The following is a 15,204-nucleotide window of genomic DNA, read 5'->3' on the forward strand; positions in this document are numbered from 1 at the left end:
CCTATCGCCGGCAAGCCGGCTCCCACAGGGTACGATGCAGGACTCAGCAGCAGCGCTGGAGGCGCTCGGCGCAGGTGCGCAGCACCTCTTCGGGTGCGCATTGCCACCAGTGGTCGCGGGAGAAGATCTCGACTTCGATCGCGCCTTGGTAACCGGCGGCTTCAACGCTATGGCGCAGGCCGCGCAGGTCGATGACGCCGTCGCCCATCATGCCGCGGTCGAGCAACAGGTCGCGGGTGGGCACCAGCCAGTCGGACAGGTGCAGGCCAAGGATGCGCTGCTGCTGGCCGGCGCGTTGCACCTGCTCGGCAAGCTTGGGGTCCCACCAGCAGTGATAGGCATCGATGGCAACACCCAGGTGCCGGAAGCCACCGGGTTCCAGCACCTCGCACAGGTCCAGGGCCTGTTCCAGGGTCGACAGGCACGAGCGGTCTGCCGCGTACATCGGGTGCAGGGGTTCCAGGGCCAGGGCCACACCGTGTCGGCGGGCCTCTTCCAGCAACAGGCCGATGCCCTCGGTCACCTGCTGGCGGGCGTCGGCGAGGTCGCGGGAACCTTCCGGCAGGCCGCCGACCACCATGATGAAACACGCCGCCTGCAGTTCGGCCGCTTCTTCGAGGGCCCGGCGGTTGTCGGCCACGGCGGCGGCGAAGGCTTCGCGGCTGGCCGCTGGCAGGTAGGTGGAGCGGCAGTAGGCGTTGACCTTCAGCCCGCAGTCGCGCAGCTGCCGGCGGACCTGTCGCAGGTCCTGGCCTTGCAGGTCGCGGCGCCAGGGCGCGACATGGCCGAAGCCGGCGCGGGCGATGAGGTCGAGGGTCTGGTCGAGGGGCAGGCGGTGGCCGAGGGTCGCGGTGTTGATCGAGCAGCGGTCGAGGCGCTGTTCCAGGGAGGCGTCGGGCATGGGGCAATCACCATGGGCAGGAGGGTGAAGGCGCAACGCCGCAGGTCGTGGCGTTGCGCGCAGGGTCAGGCGTCGACGCCGTAGAGCGCCAGCAAGCGCTTCATCCGGGCGACCGCCTGCGCCGGGTCGGCGAGCAGGCCGGCCTGGTCGGCCAGGCGGAAGACCTCGCAGAAGTACGGCAGCGGCCGCATGGCCTGGTGCCCGCCGAGCATGACGAAGTGCTCCTGGTGGCCATTGAGGTAGGCCAGAAACACCACGCCGGTCTTGTAGTACTGGGTCGGGCTGCTGAAGATCAGCCGCGCCAGCGGCAGGGTCGGTTCGAGCAGGCGCTGGTAGCGCGCCAGGTCATCCTCGGCCAACGCGGCCAGGGCGTGGGCGGCAGCCGGGGCGATGGCGTCGAAGATCCCCAGCAGGGCATGGGAGTAGCCGTGTGCGTCGCCGGCGATCAGTTCCGGGTAGTTGAAGTCGTCACCGGTGTACATCTTCACCGACGCCGGCAGGCGCCGACGCATGAGGATCTCCTTGTCCTTGTCGAGCAGGGAGATCTTGATGCCGTCCACCTTGTGCACGTTTTCGTGGATCACTTCCAGGCAGGTGTCCAGCGCCTCCTCGAAGCGCTCGCCGCCCCAGTAGCCTTGCAACGCCGGGTCGAACATCTCGCCCAGCCAGTGCAGGATCACCGGCTGGTCGGCCTCGGCCAGCACCTTGCGGTACACCAGGCGGTAGTCGAAAGCGGTCTTCGCCACCCGCGCCAGGGCGCGGCTGGCCATCAGGATCATGCGCCCGTCGAGCTTGGCGATCGCATCGCGCTGTTCGGCGTAGGCACGCACCACGTCGTCGAGGTTGCGGGCGTCGTCCGCCGGCAACTGGTCGGTCCCGCAGCCGGAGAAGATCACCGCGTGGGGGATGTCGCGGGTCTCGCTCAGGGTCCGTTCGATCAGTTCCAGTGCCGTCGGCCAGTCCAGGCCCATGCCGCGTTGCGCGGTGTCCATCGCCTCGGCGATGCCCAGGCCTTGTTGCAGCAGGTAGCGGCGGTAGTCCAGGGTGCGCGCCCAGTCGATCGCGGCCTTGCCGCCGGGTGGGTTGGCGCTGAACGGGTCGGCCACCACATGGGCGGCGGAGAGGGCGATGCGGTTGGCCGGCAAGGGGCTGGTCGGTGGCAGCAGCGGCTCGCCGACCAGGGTGTAGCGCTGCAGCGGATGGCCGGCTTGGGCGCTGGGCAGGTTGATGCTCAAGGACATGCGTGTCACTCCAGTCAGAACTTGGGAAGCAGCAGGCCACCGTCCACCGGGACAGCGTGGCCGACGGTGTAGGGCAGGGCGCCGGTGGCCATGCTGACCACCACCCGAGCGACATCTTCGGGCTGGCCCCAGCGCTTGATGGCGGTCAGGCCACGCTCGATCTCGGCGTCGTAGCGGGCCTTGGACGGCGCGGTCATTTCGGTGGCGATCAGCCCGGGCTGCACCTCGTAGACGCCAATACCGTTCTCGGCCAGGCGCACCGCGAACAGCCGCGAAGCCATCGACAGGGCGGCCTTGGAGATGCCGTACTCGCCGCGCAGCACCGACACCGCCTGGGCGTTCGAGGAGGTGATGGTGATGACGCTGCGCAGTGCCTGGCCGGCCTCGCGCTGCACCAGCCGGCGGGCGAAGGCCTGGGTCAGGAAGAAGGTGCCGCGGGTGTTGATCTGCTGGCAGCGGTCGTAGCTTTGCGGCGTGACGTCAAGCAGGTCGCCGCGTGACAGCACCGAAACCCCGGCGTTGTTGACCAGGCAGCTCAGCGCGCCGAGGGCCTGTTCGGCTGCATCGAGCAGGGCGTCATGCTGGTCGATGGCGGCGATGTCGCCGGCCAGGGCCACGGCGCGGGCGCCGTGGCGGCTCGCCAGTTCGGCCGTTTCCTGCAGCGCGGCATCCGCTTGCAGGTCCACCAGGGCCAGGTCGAACCCGGCTTGCGCCAGGCCGACAGCGATGGCCCGGCCGATCCCGGCGCGGGCGCCGGTGACCAAAGCGACAGGACGGGCCGTCATGCGCGTGCTCCCTGGTTGAGCAGCTCACGGGCGATGATCGTGCGCTGGATCTGGTTGGTGCCTTCGTAGATCTGGGTGATCTTGGCGTCGCGGTACAGGCGCTCGACCTCGAAGCCACGGATGAAGCCACTGCCGCCGAACAACTGCACGGCATTGGCGGTCTGCGCCACGGCGATATCGGCGGCGAAGCACTTGGCCATGGAACAGGCGATGGTGGCGTTGTCGGCGCGGTCCAGGCGCTCGGCGGCGTCTTGCACCAGCAGGCGGGCGGCGCGGATGTCCTTGGCCATGTCGGCGAGCATCCACTGCACGCCCTGGTTGTCGGCGATCGGCTTGCCGAACTGCTTGCGCTGGGGTACGTACTCCAGCGCCGCTTCCAGCCCGGCCTGGGCGATGCCCACGGCCAGCGAGGCGATGCCGACGCGGCCCTTGTCCAGGGCGCTCATCATGATGTGGAAGCCTCGACCTTCGACGCCCAGCAGGGCATCGGCCGGCAGTTCGACGTTGTCGAAGTTCAACCCGCCAACCTGCGAGGCGCGCTGGCCCATCTTGTGTTCCTTCGGCCCCTTGGACACGCCCGGCAGGTGGCAGTCGACGATGAAGATGCTCATGCCGCGCTTGCCGGCGGCGGGGTCGGTGCGTGCCAGGACGAAGGCCAGGTCGGCCACCGGGGCGTTGTGGATCCACAGCTTCGAGCCGTTGAGCAGCCAGCCGGTTTCGGTGCGCACGGCGCTGGTGCGGATGCCCGAGACGTCGGAGCCGGCCTCGGCTTCGGTGATGCAGTAGGCCGGGTGCTTTTCAGCGCGCAGCAGGGTGGGCAGGTAGCGCTCGCGCTGATCGGCGGTGCCATGCACCGAGAGCAGGGTACCGATCAGCTCCAGCAGGCCGCACTGGTCGGCGATCGAGGCGTAGCCGCGCGACAGCTCTTCCATCACCAGCGCGTAGGCGAGGGTGTCCAGGCCAGCGCCGCCGAACGCTTCGGGCACGGTGATGCCGAACAGGCCGAGCTCGCCCATCTGCCGGTACAGCGGTGCGGGGAAGCTTTCTTCATGGTCCAGGCGTTCGGCCATTGGGCGGATGGTCTGGTCGGCAAAGCGTCGGGCAACGTCCTGGATCATCAGGTGTGTTTCAGAAAGCGGCATTGTTGTTTTCCTTTCCGTGAGGCGACGAGGGGGTTCATCGCGTGGGTTGTGTTCTGTTTCGAGCTGCTCTAAAGTGTTTTTAAGTAACCAACTGGTTATTTATTTAATGCGCCCTTGGGCAGGCCGTCAAGCCCTCAATTGCACACCAGGATTGGCCCGTGACCGGGCAATCGATGAGGAAAACAACAATGAAAAGAAGCTGTACGACAGCTGCGGATGTCGCCAGCCGGATCGCCGATGGGGCGACCGTGGCCATCTGTGGTTCGGGCACCTTGCTGGAGCCGGACGCCTTGCTGGCGGCCATCGAAGCGTCGTTCCTGCGCACCGGCCACCCGCGAGACCTGACCCTGGTGCATGCCCTGGGTATCGGCGACGGGCGCGGCAGCGGCCTGGAGCGCCTGGCCCACCCGGGCCTGGTGCGCAAGGTGATCGGCGGCCACTGGAGCTGGTCGGCGAAGATGCAGGCGCTGGTGCGCAACGAGCAGATCCAGGCCTACAGCCTGCCGGCCGGGGCGATCATGAGCCTGATGCGCGAGATCGGCGCCGGCCGCCCGGGGCTGATCACCCATATCGGCCTGGGCACCTTCGCCGACCCGCAGGTCGCCGGGGGCAAATGCAACGCCAGTGCCTGCGAAGCGTTGGTCGAGCGGCTGAGCATCGATGGTCAGGACTACCTGCGCTACAAGCCGTTCAAGGTCGATGTGGCGATCGTGCGCGGCAGCCTGGCCGACCCGAGCGGCAACATCAGCCTGTGCCACGAAGCGGCGGACCTGGATGCCTACGCCCTGGCGCTGGCGGCGCACAACAGCGGCGGCAAGGTCTATGCCCAGGTGCGCGGCCTGAGCGACACTGCCTTCGTGCCGGCGCGGCTGGTGCGCATCCCTGGCGTGCTGGTGGATGAAGTGGTGGTGGTCGAGGACCAGCGCCAGTGCGTGGCCGCCGACTACGATCCGGCGATCAGCGGTGAATGCCTGCCGCAGTCGGCGCGCAATGAGGCGCCCATGGCCGACGATATCCGGCGCATCATCGCCGCCCGTGCGGCCAATGAATTCGTCCCTGGCATGTCGCTGAACTTCGGTTTCGGCATCCCCGGCGGCATTCCCTCGCTGCTGGCCGAGCGCGGCCTGCAGGACAGCTACTGGGGCAGCATCGAGCAGGGCATCCACAACGGCCGCATGATGGGCGGCGCGATGTTCGGCGCGGCGCAGTACCCGCAGGCGATCGTCACCTCGCTGGACCAGTTCGACTTCTACAGTGGCGGCGGCGTCGACCTGGCGTTCCTGGGCATGGGCGAGATGGACGGGCAGGGCAACGTCAACGTGTCCAACCTGGGCGGCACGCTGGTCGGCCCCGGAGGTTTTGTCGACATCACCCAGGGCGCGCGCAAGGTGGTGTTCTGTGGCGCCTTCGAAGCCAAGGGGCTGGATGTCGCCAAGGTCGGCGATGCCTTGCAGATCGAGCGGCGCGGCGAGGTGCCGAAGCTGGTCGAGCAGGTGCGTCACATCACCTTCAGTGGCCCGCAGGCGGTACGCGCCGGCCAGGAAGTGCTGTACGTGACCGAACGTGCGGTGTTCCGTCTGCTGCCTGAGGGCGTCGAGCTGATCGAAGTGGCCCGGGGCGTTGATATCGAGCGTGATGTGCTACAGCGCATGGCGTTCACGCCGATCGTGCGCGACGTGAAAGTGGCGGGGCTGGCGTGAGCCGGGCAGCCCCTCGCGGCGCCGTGCATGGCCGAGAGGGGCTGCGCGCGCCGTGGGCGTCAGTCTGGGCGGAGCATGCCGAGGATGGTCTGCACGTTGAAGTCGATCCGCGCCTGCAGGGCTTCGGGCGACATCAGGTCGAAGCCGTAGATGATTTCGCCGGTGAAGCGGTTGTTCAGGTAGTAGTAGTTGATCGCCGCGATCGAGATGTTCAGCTGCACCGGGTCCACACCAGCGCGGAACACGCCCTGGGCCTCGCCGCGGGCGAGGATCTCGGCGACCATCGAGACCATCGGTGCGTGCATCTGCTGCATCTTTTCCTGGGAGCGCTTGAGGTGCACGGCCTTGTGCAGGTTCTCGCTGTTGACCAGGGTCAGGAAGTGCGGGTTTTTCAGGTAGTACTTCCAGGTGAAGGTCACCAGTTGGGTGATCGCCTCCACCGGTTCCAGTTCTTCGAGCTTGAGTTTGCGTTCGGCCTGGCGGATGTCCTGATAGGCCGATTCGAGGACCGCTTCGAACAGCCCCTCCTTGTTGCCGAAGTACTCGTAGATCATCCGTTTATTGGACTTGGCGCGCAGCGCGATGCTGTCGATGCGTGCGCCGGCCAGCCCCAGTTTGGCGAATTCGACCTTGGCGGCGTTGAGGATTCTCAAGCGCGTCGCTTCGGAATCACGGGTGGGGCGTACGGTGGCCTCTTCGGTGGCTTTGCTGGGCATGTAAAACGCTCTCCAGAGCTTGAGTGCTGTACTTCCTGACGCAGAAATCGATGGCTGCGGCGTTAAGGGCGATGAGCTTAGCCGCGGGGGCATAAGGCTGACAAACAAAGCTTAGCCCGGTGCTTGTATGTAAACAACCGGTTAGTTATAAATATCCAGCCGGCAGCCACTTGCCAGGTGCTGTCCAGGTGGCTTGCCAGAATAAGAACGCTGTACTGAGGATGTTTCCCGTGAACAACAATGACAATACGCCACGCCTGGCGCCGCCCCAGCAGCCGCGCCGTTTCGAGATGTTCATCGACGGCCGCTGGACCCAAGGGTCGGCGACCGGCCAGGTCACCCGCTGCAGCCCCTCCCATGAAGTGCCGGTCAGCGTCTACCCCTCTGCGGGCGTCGCCGATGTGGAGCAGGCGGTGGCCGCCGCGCGCCGCGCATTCGACCAGGGCACGTGGGCCAGGTCGGGTGGCGCGTATCGTGCGGGTGTCCTGCTGCGTACCGCCGAACTGATCCGCCAGCACAGCGAAGCACTGGCGCTGCAGGAAACCCTTGAAACCGGCAAGCCGATCAGCCAGTCCCGTGGCGAGGTGCTGGGCGCGGCAGGCGTCTGGGAATATGCCGCAGGGCAAGCCCAGGCCTTGCACGGCGACAGCTTCAACAACCTGGGCGACAGCCTGCTCGGCCTGGTCACCCGGGAGCCGGTGGGTGTGGTCGGGCTGATCACGCCGTGGAACTTCCCGTTCTTCATTCTCGCCGAGCGTCTGCCCTTCATCCTGGCCTCCGGCTGCACCGTGGTGGCCAAGCCCAGCGAACTCACCTCCGGCACCACCCTGATGCTGGCTGGACTGATGCAGGAAGCCGGCCTGCCCGACGGCGTGCTCAATGTGCTCACCGGCCCAGGCGCGGTACTTGGCCAGGCGATCAGCACGCATGCCGATGTCGACATGGTGTCGTTCACCGGCTCCACCGAAGTCGGCCGCCTGACCATGGCGGCGGCCACCGGCAACATGAAGAAGGTCGCCCTGGAGCTGGGCGGCAAGAACCCGCAGGTGGTGTTCGCCGACGCCGACCTGGACGCGGCCGCCGACGCGATCGTCTTCGGCATCTGCTTCAATGCCGGGCAATGCTGCGTCAGCGGCAGCCGCCTGATCGTCGAACGCTCGGTGGAGCAGGCGTTGACCGAGAAGATCTGCGCCTTGATCGACAAGGTGCGCATCGGCGACCCGCTGCACGAAAGCACCCAGGTCGGCTCGATCACCGAGGCCCGCCACCTGGAGCGGGTGCTGGGCTACATCGAGCAGGGCCGCCGCGAAGGCGCACGCTTGCTGCGTGGCGGCCAGCGCATCGAAGCGCCGACCGGCCTGTACCTGCAGCCGACCGTGTTCGCCGATGTCACCCCGCAGATGGTCATCGCCCGGGAAGAGATATTCGGCCCGGTGCTGACCATCACCGCCTTCGACGGCTTCGACCAGGCCGTGGCGCTGGCCAACGACACGCCCTTCGGGCTGGCGGCCAGCATCTGGAGCCGCAACCTGGAAACGTCGCTGCAGGCCACGCGGCAGATCAAAGCTGGCCGGGTCTGGGTCAACACCACCATCGCTGGCGGGCCGGAGTTGCCGTCCGGCGGCTTCAAGCAGTCGGGCATCGGCCGCGAGGCCGGGCGCTATGGGGTAGAGGAGTACACTGAGCTCAAGTCCGTGCACGTGCAGTTGGGTGCCCGTACGCCTTGGGTCAGGGCCTGAACGTCGACAGCAGTACAACAAGATCGGAGATAACAAGAATGTACGATTATGTCGTTATCGGCGGGGGTTCCGCCGGTTGTGTGCTGGCGGCGCGCCTGAGCGAACAGGCCGAGGTGCGGGTGTTGCTGCTCGAAGCAGGACCTGCCGATACCAACCCTTACATCCACATGCCGGTGGGCTTCTTCAAGATGACCGGCGGCCCGCTGACCTGGGGCTTCGACACCGTGGCCCAAGGCACCATGAACAACCGATCGGTGCTGTACCCGCAAGGGCGGGTGCTGGGCGGCGGCGGCTCGATCAATGCCATGGTCTACACCCGCGGCAATGCCAAGGACTACGACGACTGGGAGCAGGAGGAGGGCTGCCGTGGCTGGTCGTTCCGCGAGGTGCTGCCGTATTTTCGCAAGGCCGAGGACAACGAGCGCCTCTCCAACGAGTACCACGGCACCGAAGGCCCGCTGGGGGTGTCCGACCTGATCAGTGTGAACGAGGTGACCAAGGCCTTCATCCGTTCGGCCCAGGAAGCGGGCATTCCCTACAACGCCGACTTCAACGGGGCGCGGCAGGAAGGCTGTGGCGCCTACCAGGTCACCCAGCGCGGCGGGCGCCGTTGCAGCGCTGCCCAGGGCTACCTGAGCAAGGCCCGCCAGCGGCCCAACCTGACCATCCAGACCGACTGCCTGGTAACGCGCATTCGCATGGAGAACGGCCAGGCCACCGGGGTCGAGTATGTGCAGGGCAGCGGTTCGCGGGAGGTGCGCTTCGTCGCGGCCGAGCGCGAAGTGGTGCTGGCGGCCGGTGCCATCGGTTCGCCGAAGATCCTCATGCTCTCGGGGGTTGGCCCGGCCGAAGAGCTGAACCGCCTGGGCATCGAGGTCATGCAGGACCTGCCCGGGGTCGGGCAGAACCTGCAGGATCACTTCGACATCGACATCGTCTACGAACTCAAGGGTTCGCAGAGCCTGGACAAGTACGCCAAGCCGCACATGATGCTGATGGCCGGGCTTGAGTACAAACTGTTCAACAAGGGCCCGGTCACCTCCAACATCGCCGAGGCGGGCGCCTTCTGGTACGGCGATTCGCGCGCCAGCGTGCCGGACCTGCAGTTCCACTTCCTGCCCGGTGCCGGGGTGGAGGCGGGCATCCCGCCGGTGCCGTCCGGCTCCGGCTGCACCCTCAACTCGTACTTCCTGCGCCCGCGCAGCCGCGGCAGCGTGCGCCTGCGCAGTGCCGACCCGCTGCAGCCGCCGCTGATCGACCCCAACTACATCAGCGACCCCTACGACCTGCACGTGTCGGTCGAGGGCATCAAGCTCAGCCGCGAGATCATGGCCCAGCAGTCCCTGAGCCGCTACATCAAGGCCGAGCATTTCCCCGGCGACAGTGTGCGCACCCAGGCCGACTACGAAGACTACGCACGGCGTTGCGGGCGCACCGGCTATCACCCGGTGGGTACCTGCAAGATGGGCATCGACGCCATGGCCGTGGTCGATCCGCAGTTGCGTGTGCGGGGCGTGCAGCGCTTGCGTGTGGTTGATTCTTCGGTGATGCCGCGGTTGGTCAGCTCCAATACCAATGCGCCGTCGATCATGATTGCCGAGAAGGGGGCCGACCTGATCCTGGGACGTAGCCTGGCGCCTTCCGAGGTGCAGGTGCGCAGTGAGCGTGGGGAGCTGCACAAGGCAGTCTGAGCTTTGTCAGGGCGGGCCTGTGTGACTCACCTGTGGGAGCGGGCTTGTCCCGCGAAAGGGCAGGCCCGGACGACAAAAGTGTATGGCCAGGGCTTCGCCCTGGTTCGCGGGACAAGCCCGCTCCCACAGGCCCACTTCCGCACTGCTGTCTTATGGCGGCTCTTGCTGCTCCAGATCACTTTCAAGCCCTGCCAAACATTAGTGATTGCATCCTCGCTGCGTTAGATTTATAAATAACTAGTTGGTTACATAAAAACAACAGGCAGTACTCACCCGGTGCCTTGCACCCGGAGGCCAGATGAACAACAACAATGATTCCACCCGCCCGCTGGACATCACCCGGCGCAAGCTGCTGGTCGGTGCAGCGGGCCTTGCCGGTGTCGGTGCCGTGGCGGCGATGATGCCCAGCATGCTCTGGGCGCAGACCACGCTGACGTTCTCCAACTCATTCCGCTCGCTGACCAACCCCTACCACGCGATCTACAACCGCGGCGGACAGGCCTATGCAGCCAGCCTCAACCTGCCGTACTCGCCGCTGGTCACCGAGGGCAACAGCCAGAAGGGCATCGCCGATATCCGCGCGCTGATCGCCAAGACCGAAGGCAACCTGATCCTCAACATCGAACCCAACGACTCCGCCGATGCCCGCGCGATCATCGAGCAGTGCGTCAAGGCCGGGGTGTACGTCACCACCGTGTGGAACAAGCCCGACGACATGCACCCCTGGGACTACAGCCCCTACTGGGTGGCGCACATCTCTGAAGACGGCCAGGCCGTGGGCGAGGCGGTGGCCACCGAGCTGTTCGAAGCCATGGGCGGCAGCGGTGGCATCGTCGCCCTGGGCGGCATCCTCAGCAACGTGGCGGCCATCGGCCGGCGCAGCGGCCTGGAAGCCGCGCTGAAGAAGTACCCCGGCATCACCCTGCTGGACTTCCAGCCTGCCGACTGGAGCGCGAACAAGGCATTCCCCATCGTGCAGTCCTGGCTGACCCGCTTCAACAGCGACATCAAGGGCATCTGGTGTGCCAATGACGACATGGGCATGGGCGCACTCGAAGCGCTGCGCGGCGAAGGGCTGGCCGGGATGATCCCGGTGGTGGGCATCGACGGCATCGAGCAGGCCGTCGAGGCGATCCGCACCGGCGAGTACATCGCTACCACCAGCCTGGACCCTTACTGGCTCGGCAGCATGGGCCTGGCCCTCGGCCACGCGGCCAGGACCGGGCGCATCGACCCGGCCAAGGAACCCCACGAGCACCGCGAGTTCTACGTGCGCCCGCAGCTGGTTACCAAGGCCAATGTCGAGGCGTTCTACGCCAGCAACTTCAAATCCACGCCCGTGGTGGACGTGAATGATTTCTGGGGGCGTGTCGCCGGGCCTATCCGCTACACCTCCTGACCCCTTGCGCTTTTGTCATTCGGCCAGCCTGAAAGGCTGCACGCCGAGGGTTTCCTACTGCCTGTTTTCCGGAGTTATCGTCATGGCCCGCCTGCGACGGTTTTCGTCACTGCTTGTGTTGCTGCTCATCGGCCTGCTCATCGGTTCGATCAACAGCAACTTCTTCGACCCGATGAACCTGGTGCGCATCGCCACCACCTGTTCGATCCCGCTGCTGATGGCACTGGGCGGGATGTTCGTCATCCAGATGGGCAGCATCGACCTGTCCGTCGAAGGCGTGGTCGCGGTCGCTGCCGTGTGCTTCGCCTTGCTGGTGGGCAACAACCTCAATGCCCACAGCCTTGGCCTGTGGGCCCTGCCGGTGGCCATTGTGGTCGGCGCCGGCACCGGCCTGCTCAACGGCCTGCTGCAGGTCAAGCTGCGTATCCCGTCGTTCATGGCCACCCTGGGCCTGGGCTTCGTCGGCATCGGCCTGGCCACGGCCTTGCTGCAAGGCAACACCGTGCGGGTGCTGGACATGGATGTGCGGGCGATCGCCTTGCAGCGGCTGCTCGGCCTGCCGCTGTCGGTGTGGATCGTGGTACTGGCGCTGGGCGTCGCGCATTTCATCTCGCGCCACACCGTGCTGGGGCGCCACGCCCTGGCCATTGGCGGGGGCGAGGACCTGGCGCAACTCAACGGCGTCAACGTCAACCGCACGCGTATCTGCATCTTCGCCTTGGCCGGCGCGTTCTATGGCCTGGCGGCGATCCTGGCGGTCGCGCAGTTCGGTCAGGGGCACGCCTTGATCGCCCAGGGCCAGTTGTTCACCGCGATCACCGCCATCGTGGTCGGTGGCGCTTCGCTCGCCGGTGGCAACGGCAGCCCGCTGGGCACCTTGCTGGGCGTGCTGATCGTGGTGGTGGTGAGCAACGGCATGGTCCTGATGGGCGTTGCGCCTTATGTCCAGCAAGGCGTGCAGGGGGTGTTGATCATCGCCGCCGTCGCCATTGCCCTTGACCGTGCCAAGGCACGGGTCGTCAAGTGAGGAACCCTGCCATGCTCACCCTGAACAATGTCACCAAGCGCTTCAACGGCGTCACTGTGCTCAAGGGCATCGACCTGGAAGTGCGCAAACACGAAGTGGTCGGCCTGATCGGCGAGAACGGTGCCGGCAAGTCGACCCTGATGAAGATCCTCACCGGGGTCTACCAGCCCGATGAAGGACACCTGGAGCTCGATGGCCAGCCCATCGTCCTCGACGGCCCACGCGGTGCCACCGCGCAGGGCATCGCGATGGTCTACCAGGAGCAGTCGATCCTGCCCAACCTCTCGGTGGCGGAAAACCTGTTCATGGGCCGCGAAGACGAATTCTCGCGCTTCGGCTGGCTGAACTGGAAAAAACTGCACCGTGCGGCGCGCCAGCAACTGGCCAAGGTCAACCTCGACATCGACCCGGGCATGTTGTGCAGTGACTTGAGCTTCGGCCAGCGGCAGATGATCGAGCTGGCCAAGGCGCTGGCGCTGGAGGAGCGCTGCCAGGGCCACCTGGTGATTCTGCTCGACGAGCCGACCTCGGTACTGGAGCAGCGCGAGATCGACACCTTGTTCCGCCTGGTGCGGCAGCTCAAGTCCCGCGCTTCGTTCATCTTCGTGTCGCACCGGCTGGATGAGCTGCTCGAACTCAGCGACCGGGTGTATGTGATGAAGGACGGTGAGGTGGTGGCGCAGATGCCGGCCGCCGAAGCCTCCAAGGAACGCCTGCACAGCCTGATGGTGGGCCGTTCGCTGCAGGCCGAGTTCTACCGTGAATCGCTGCAGAAAGCTTGCTTGCCCGAGGTCGTCCTGTCGGCGCGCGGGCTGGCCTTGCACGGCCATTTCGCCAGCCTCGACTTCGACCTGCATCGCGGCGAGATCCTCGGCATTGCCGGGGTGATCGGCTCGGGGCGCGAGGAGTTGTGCCGGGTGCTGGCCGGGCTGCTGCCCAGAAGCAGCGGCGAGATCGAGGTGCATGGCAAGCGCCTGGCCGGCGGTGGCCCGGCGGCGGCGATCCGCGCCGGGATCGGCTACATCCCGCGTGAACGCAAGATCGAAGGCATCGTCTCGATGCTCAGCGTGGCGCAGAACATGACCCTGGCGCGGATCGGCCAGGTCACCCGCGCCGGCCTGCTCGACGAGAAGCACGAGCGCAGCCTCGCCGAAAGCTGGATCAAGCGGCTGAGCATCAAGACCCCAGGTCCCGATGCCTTGTTGCTCAACCTCAGCGGCGGCAACCAGCAGAAAGTGGTGCTGGCCAAGTGGCGCAACGCAGGCTCGACCATCCTCATCCTCGACCACCCCACCCGCGGGCTGGACGTGGGCGCCAAGGAAGACGTCTACCAGCTGATCCGCGAGATCACCGAGGAAGGCGTGTCGGTGATCCTCACCGCCGACACCCTGGAGGAAATGATCGGCCTGAGCCACCGCATCCTGGTGATGCGCGACGGCGACGTGGCGCAGTCCTTCGAATGCCTGCCGGGGTCCAAGCCCCAGCAGGTCGACCTGATCCAGTACATGGTCTGAGAGAGCACAACGATGCCTATCATCCTCAATGGTTTTCGCACCCAGGCGCCGCTGCTGGCGCTGATCCTGCTGGTGGCCCTGATCGCCGGCTACGACCCCGGCTTCATCCACCCCGGCGCCGTGTTCGGGCTGCTCGCCGACACCGCCACGCTGTTCATCATGGCCACGGGCATCACCTTCGTGCTGCTGATCGGCGGCATCGACCTGTCGTCCCAGGCGGTAGCCTCGATGGCCAGCGTGCTGGTCGCGCTGCTGTTGCCAGGCTTCGGCCCGTGGGCCTTTGGCATCGGGCTGCTGGCGGGTATCGCCGCCGGGGCGCTGAGCGGAGTGCTGCATACCTGGCTGCGTATCCCGTCGTTCATCGTCACCCTGGCGATCGGCGGGGTGGTCACCAGCCTGACCATGCTGGTGTCGAGCAACCGCACCATCAATATCGATGGCGCGCAGCGCGATGCCTGGTTCGGCTGGGTGACCGGGCAGACGGCCGGCATCCCCAATGAAGTGCTGGTCGCCAGTGTGGTGCTGGCGCTGTGCATCTTCCTGCAGCGCAAGACCCCCTTCGGCCGCTTCGGCAATGCCGTGGGGGCCGGTGAGCCGGCCGCCTGGGCCTCGGGGATCAACGTCAACCGCATCAAGGTGCTGACGTTCGCCCTGTCGGCCGGGCTGGCGGCGTTGTCCGGGGTGCTCATGGCCGGGCGGCTGTCCAGTGGCTCGCCGACCCTGGCCAACGAGTTCCTGCTGCCGGCGATTGCCGCTGTATTGGTCGGCGGCACCGCACTCACCGGCGGCGTCGGCAGCGTGTGGCGCACCCTGGTCGGCGCCTTGCTGGTGTCGGTGGTGCGCATCGGCATGACCTTCGTCGGCATCAGCGTGTTCGCCCAGCAGATCGTCTTCGGCGTGATCCTGATCATCGCCGTGGCCTTCACCCTCGATCGTTCCAAGCTTCCCATCGTCAAGTAACCCATCGCAAAGGTGAAAACACTGCAATGAAAGTCCTTGTGTCAATCAAGCGAGTGGTCGACTACAACGTGAAAGTCCGCGTCAAGGCGGACCATTCCGGCGTCGACCTGGCAAACGTCAAGATGTCCATGAACCCCTTCTGCGAAATCGCCGTGGAAGAAGCCGTGCGCCTGAAAGAGAAGGGCGTTGCGAGCGAGATCGTGGTCGTCTCCGTCGGCCCGGCCACTGCCCAGGAACAGCTGCGTACCGCGCTGGCGCTGGGTGCTGATCGCGCCATCCTGGTCGAAGCCGCCGATGAGCTGAATTCCCTGGCAGTGGCCAAGGCGCTCAAGGCCGTTGTCGATAAAGAGCAGCCGCAACTGGTGATTCTCGGCAAACAGGCCATCGAC

13 protein-coding genes are annotated in these 15,204 nt (G+C 66.2%); 8 read left to right on the forward strand and 5 right to left on the reverse strand.

All coding sequences use genetic code 11. The features are described from left to right. Positions 1–43: 43 nt before the first annotated feature. The 4 genes from PMI38_RS02885 to PMI38_RS02900 form a co-directional block, all read right to left on the reverse strand. Positions 44–901 carry a sugar phosphate isomerase/epimerase family protein gene (locus PMI38_RS02885; protein ID WP_008090454.1) on the reverse strand — a complete coding sequence of 286 codons (858 nt, stop codon included), beginning with the start codon at positions 899–901 and terminating at the stop codon, positions 44–46. A gap of 65 nt (positions 902–966) precedes the next feature. Further along, complete coding sequence (locus PMI38_RS02890; RefSeq protein WP_008090455.1) at positions 967–2,142, reverse strand: dihydrodipicolinate synthase family protein; 1,176 nt, start codon at positions 2,140–2,142, stop codon at positions 967–969. A gap of 14 nt (positions 2,143–2,156) precedes the next feature. After that, positions 2,157–2,927, reverse strand: a complete 771-nt coding sequence (locus PMI38_RS02895; protein ID WP_008090456.1) for a 3-ketoacyl-ACP reductase — start codon at positions 2,925–2,927, stop codon at positions 2,157–2,159. Further along, the gene (locus PMI38_RS02900; protein ID WP_008090457.1) at positions 2,924–4,069 is read right to left on the reverse strand and encodes an acyl-CoA dehydrogenase family protein; all 1,146 of its coding nucleotides are present in this window, start codon (positions 4,067–4,069) and stop codon (positions 2,924–2,926) included. Before PMI38_RS02900 ends, PMI38_RS02895 begins: the two co-directional genes overlap by 4 nt. 188 nt (positions 4,070–4,257) lie before the next feature. Here PMI38_RS02900 and PMI38_RS02905 point away from each other — a divergent pair, with 188 nt between their 5' ends. Next, complete coding sequence (locus PMI38_RS02905; protein WP_008090458.1) at positions 4,258–5,769, forward strand: acyl CoA:acetate/3-ketoacid CoA transferase; 1,512 nt, start codon at positions 4,258–4,260, stop codon at positions 5,767–5,769. A gap of 59 nt (positions 5,770–5,828) precedes the next feature. Here PMI38_RS02905 and PMI38_RS02910 read toward each other — a convergent pair whose 3' ends face one another. Continuing rightward, positions 5,829–6,485 carry a TetR/AcrR family transcriptional regulator gene (locus PMI38_RS02910; RefSeq protein ID WP_008090459.1) on the reverse strand — a complete coding sequence of 219 codons (657 nt, stop codon included), beginning with the start codon at positions 6,483–6,485 and terminating at the stop codon, positions 5,829–5,831. 221 nt (positions 6,486–6,706) lie between these two features. Here PMI38_RS02910 and PMI38_RS02915 point away from each other — a divergent pair, with 221 nt between their 5' ends. The 7 genes from PMI38_RS02915 to PMI38_RS02945 all read left to right on the forward strand — a co-directional run. Then, positions 6,707–8,224: an aldehyde dehydrogenase family protein gene (locus tag PMI38_RS02915; RefSeq protein WP_050548548.1), complete on the forward strand. Its 1,518-nt coding sequence runs from the start codon at positions 6,707–6,709 to the stop codon at positions 8,222–8,224. Positions 8,225–8,262: 38 nt separating this feature from the next. Beyond that, a complete protein-coding gene (locus PMI38_RS02920) occupies positions 8,263–9,915 on the forward strand; it encodes a GMC family oxidoreductase (protein ID WP_008090461.1) in 1,653 nt (550 codons plus the stop codon). A 298-nt stretch (positions 9,916–10,213) separates the two neighbouring features. After that, positions 10,214–11,314, forward strand: a complete 1,101-nt coding sequence (locus PMI38_RS02925) for a sugar ABC transporter substrate-binding protein (protein WP_008090462.1) — start codon at positions 10,214–10,216, stop codon at positions 11,312–11,314. An 82-nt stretch (positions 11,315–11,396) separates the two neighbouring features. Next, positions 11,397–12,341 carry an ABC transporter permease gene (locus PMI38_RS02930; protein ID WP_008090463.1) on the forward strand — a complete coding sequence of 315 codons (945 nt, stop codon included), beginning with the start codon at positions 11,397–11,399 and terminating at the stop codon, positions 12,339–12,341. An 11-nt stretch (positions 12,342–12,352) separates the two neighbouring features. Then, complete coding sequence (locus PMI38_RS02935) at positions 12,353–13,855, forward strand: sugar ABC transporter ATP-binding protein (protein ID WP_008090464.1); 1,503 nt, start codon at positions 12,353–12,355, stop codon at positions 13,853–13,855. A gap of 12 nt (positions 13,856–13,867) precedes the next feature. Further along, positions 13,868–14,815, forward strand: a complete 948-nt coding sequence (locus tag PMI38_RS02940) for an ABC transporter permease (protein WP_008090465.1) — start codon at positions 13,868–13,870, stop codon at positions 14,813–14,815. A gap of 26 nt (positions 14,816–14,841) precedes the next feature. Beyond that, positions 14,842–15,204: electron transfer flavoprotein subunit beta/FixA family protein (locus PMI38_RS02945; protein ID WP_008090466.1), on the forward strand; the 363-nt coding region annotated here is incomplete at its 3' end.

The organism is Pseudomonas sp. GM84 (assembly GCF_000282535.1).
In the GTDB taxonomy this organism is placed as follows: Bacteria; Pseudomonadota; Gammaproteobacteria; order Pseudomonadales; family Pseudomonadaceae; genus Aquipseudomonas.

Bases quoted from the DNA above. Each gene is read 5' to 3' on its own strand.
- PMI38_RS02920 (WP_008090461.1), top strand. From the start codon at position 8,263: ATGTACGATTATGTCGTTATCGGCGGGGGTTCCGCCGGTTGTGTGCTG.
- PMI38_RS02930 (WP_008090463.1), top strand. From the start codon at position 11,397: ATGGCCCGCCTGCGACGGTTTTCGTCACTGCTTGTGTTGCTGCTCATC.
- PMI38_RS02915 (WP_050548548.1), top strand. From the start codon at position 6,707: ATGTTTCCCGTGAACAACAATGACAATACGCCACGCCTGGCGCCGCCC.
- PMI38_RS02895 (WP_008090456.1), bottom strand. From the start codon at position 2,927: ATGACGGCCCGTCCTGTCGCTTTGGTCACCGGCGCCCGCGCCGGGATC.
- PMI38_RS02910 (WP_008090459.1), bottom strand. From the start codon at position 6,485: ATGCCCAGCAAAGCCACCGAAGAGGCCACCGTACGCCCCACCCGTGAT.
- PMI38_RS02940 (WP_008090465.1), top strand. From the start codon at position 13,868: ATGCCTATCATCCTCAATGGTTTTCGCACCCAGGCGCCGCTGCTGGCG.
- PMI38_RS02900 (WP_008090457.1), bottom strand. From the start codon at position 4,069: ATGCCGCTTTCTGAAACACACCTGATGATCCAGGACGTTGCCCGACGC.
- PMI38_RS02885 (WP_008090454.1), bottom strand. From the start codon at position 901: ATGCCCGACGCCTCCCTGGAACAGCGCCTCGACCGCTGCTCGATCAAC.
- PMI38_RS02905 (WP_008090458.1), top strand. From the start codon at position 4,258: ATGAAAAGAAGCTGTACGACAGCTGCGGATGTCGCCAGCCGGATCGCC.
- PMI38_RS02890 (WP_008090455.1), bottom strand. From the start codon at position 2,142: ATGTCCTTGAGCATCAACCTGCCCAGCGCCCAAGCCGGCCATCCGCTG.
- PMI38_RS02935 (WP_008090464.1), top strand. From the start codon at position 12,353: ATGCTCACCCTGAACAATGTCACCAAGCGCTTCAACGGCGTCACTGTG.
- PMI38_RS02925 (WP_008090462.1), top strand. From the start codon at position 10,214: ATGAACAACAACAATGATTCCACCCGCCCGCTGGACATCACCCGGCGC.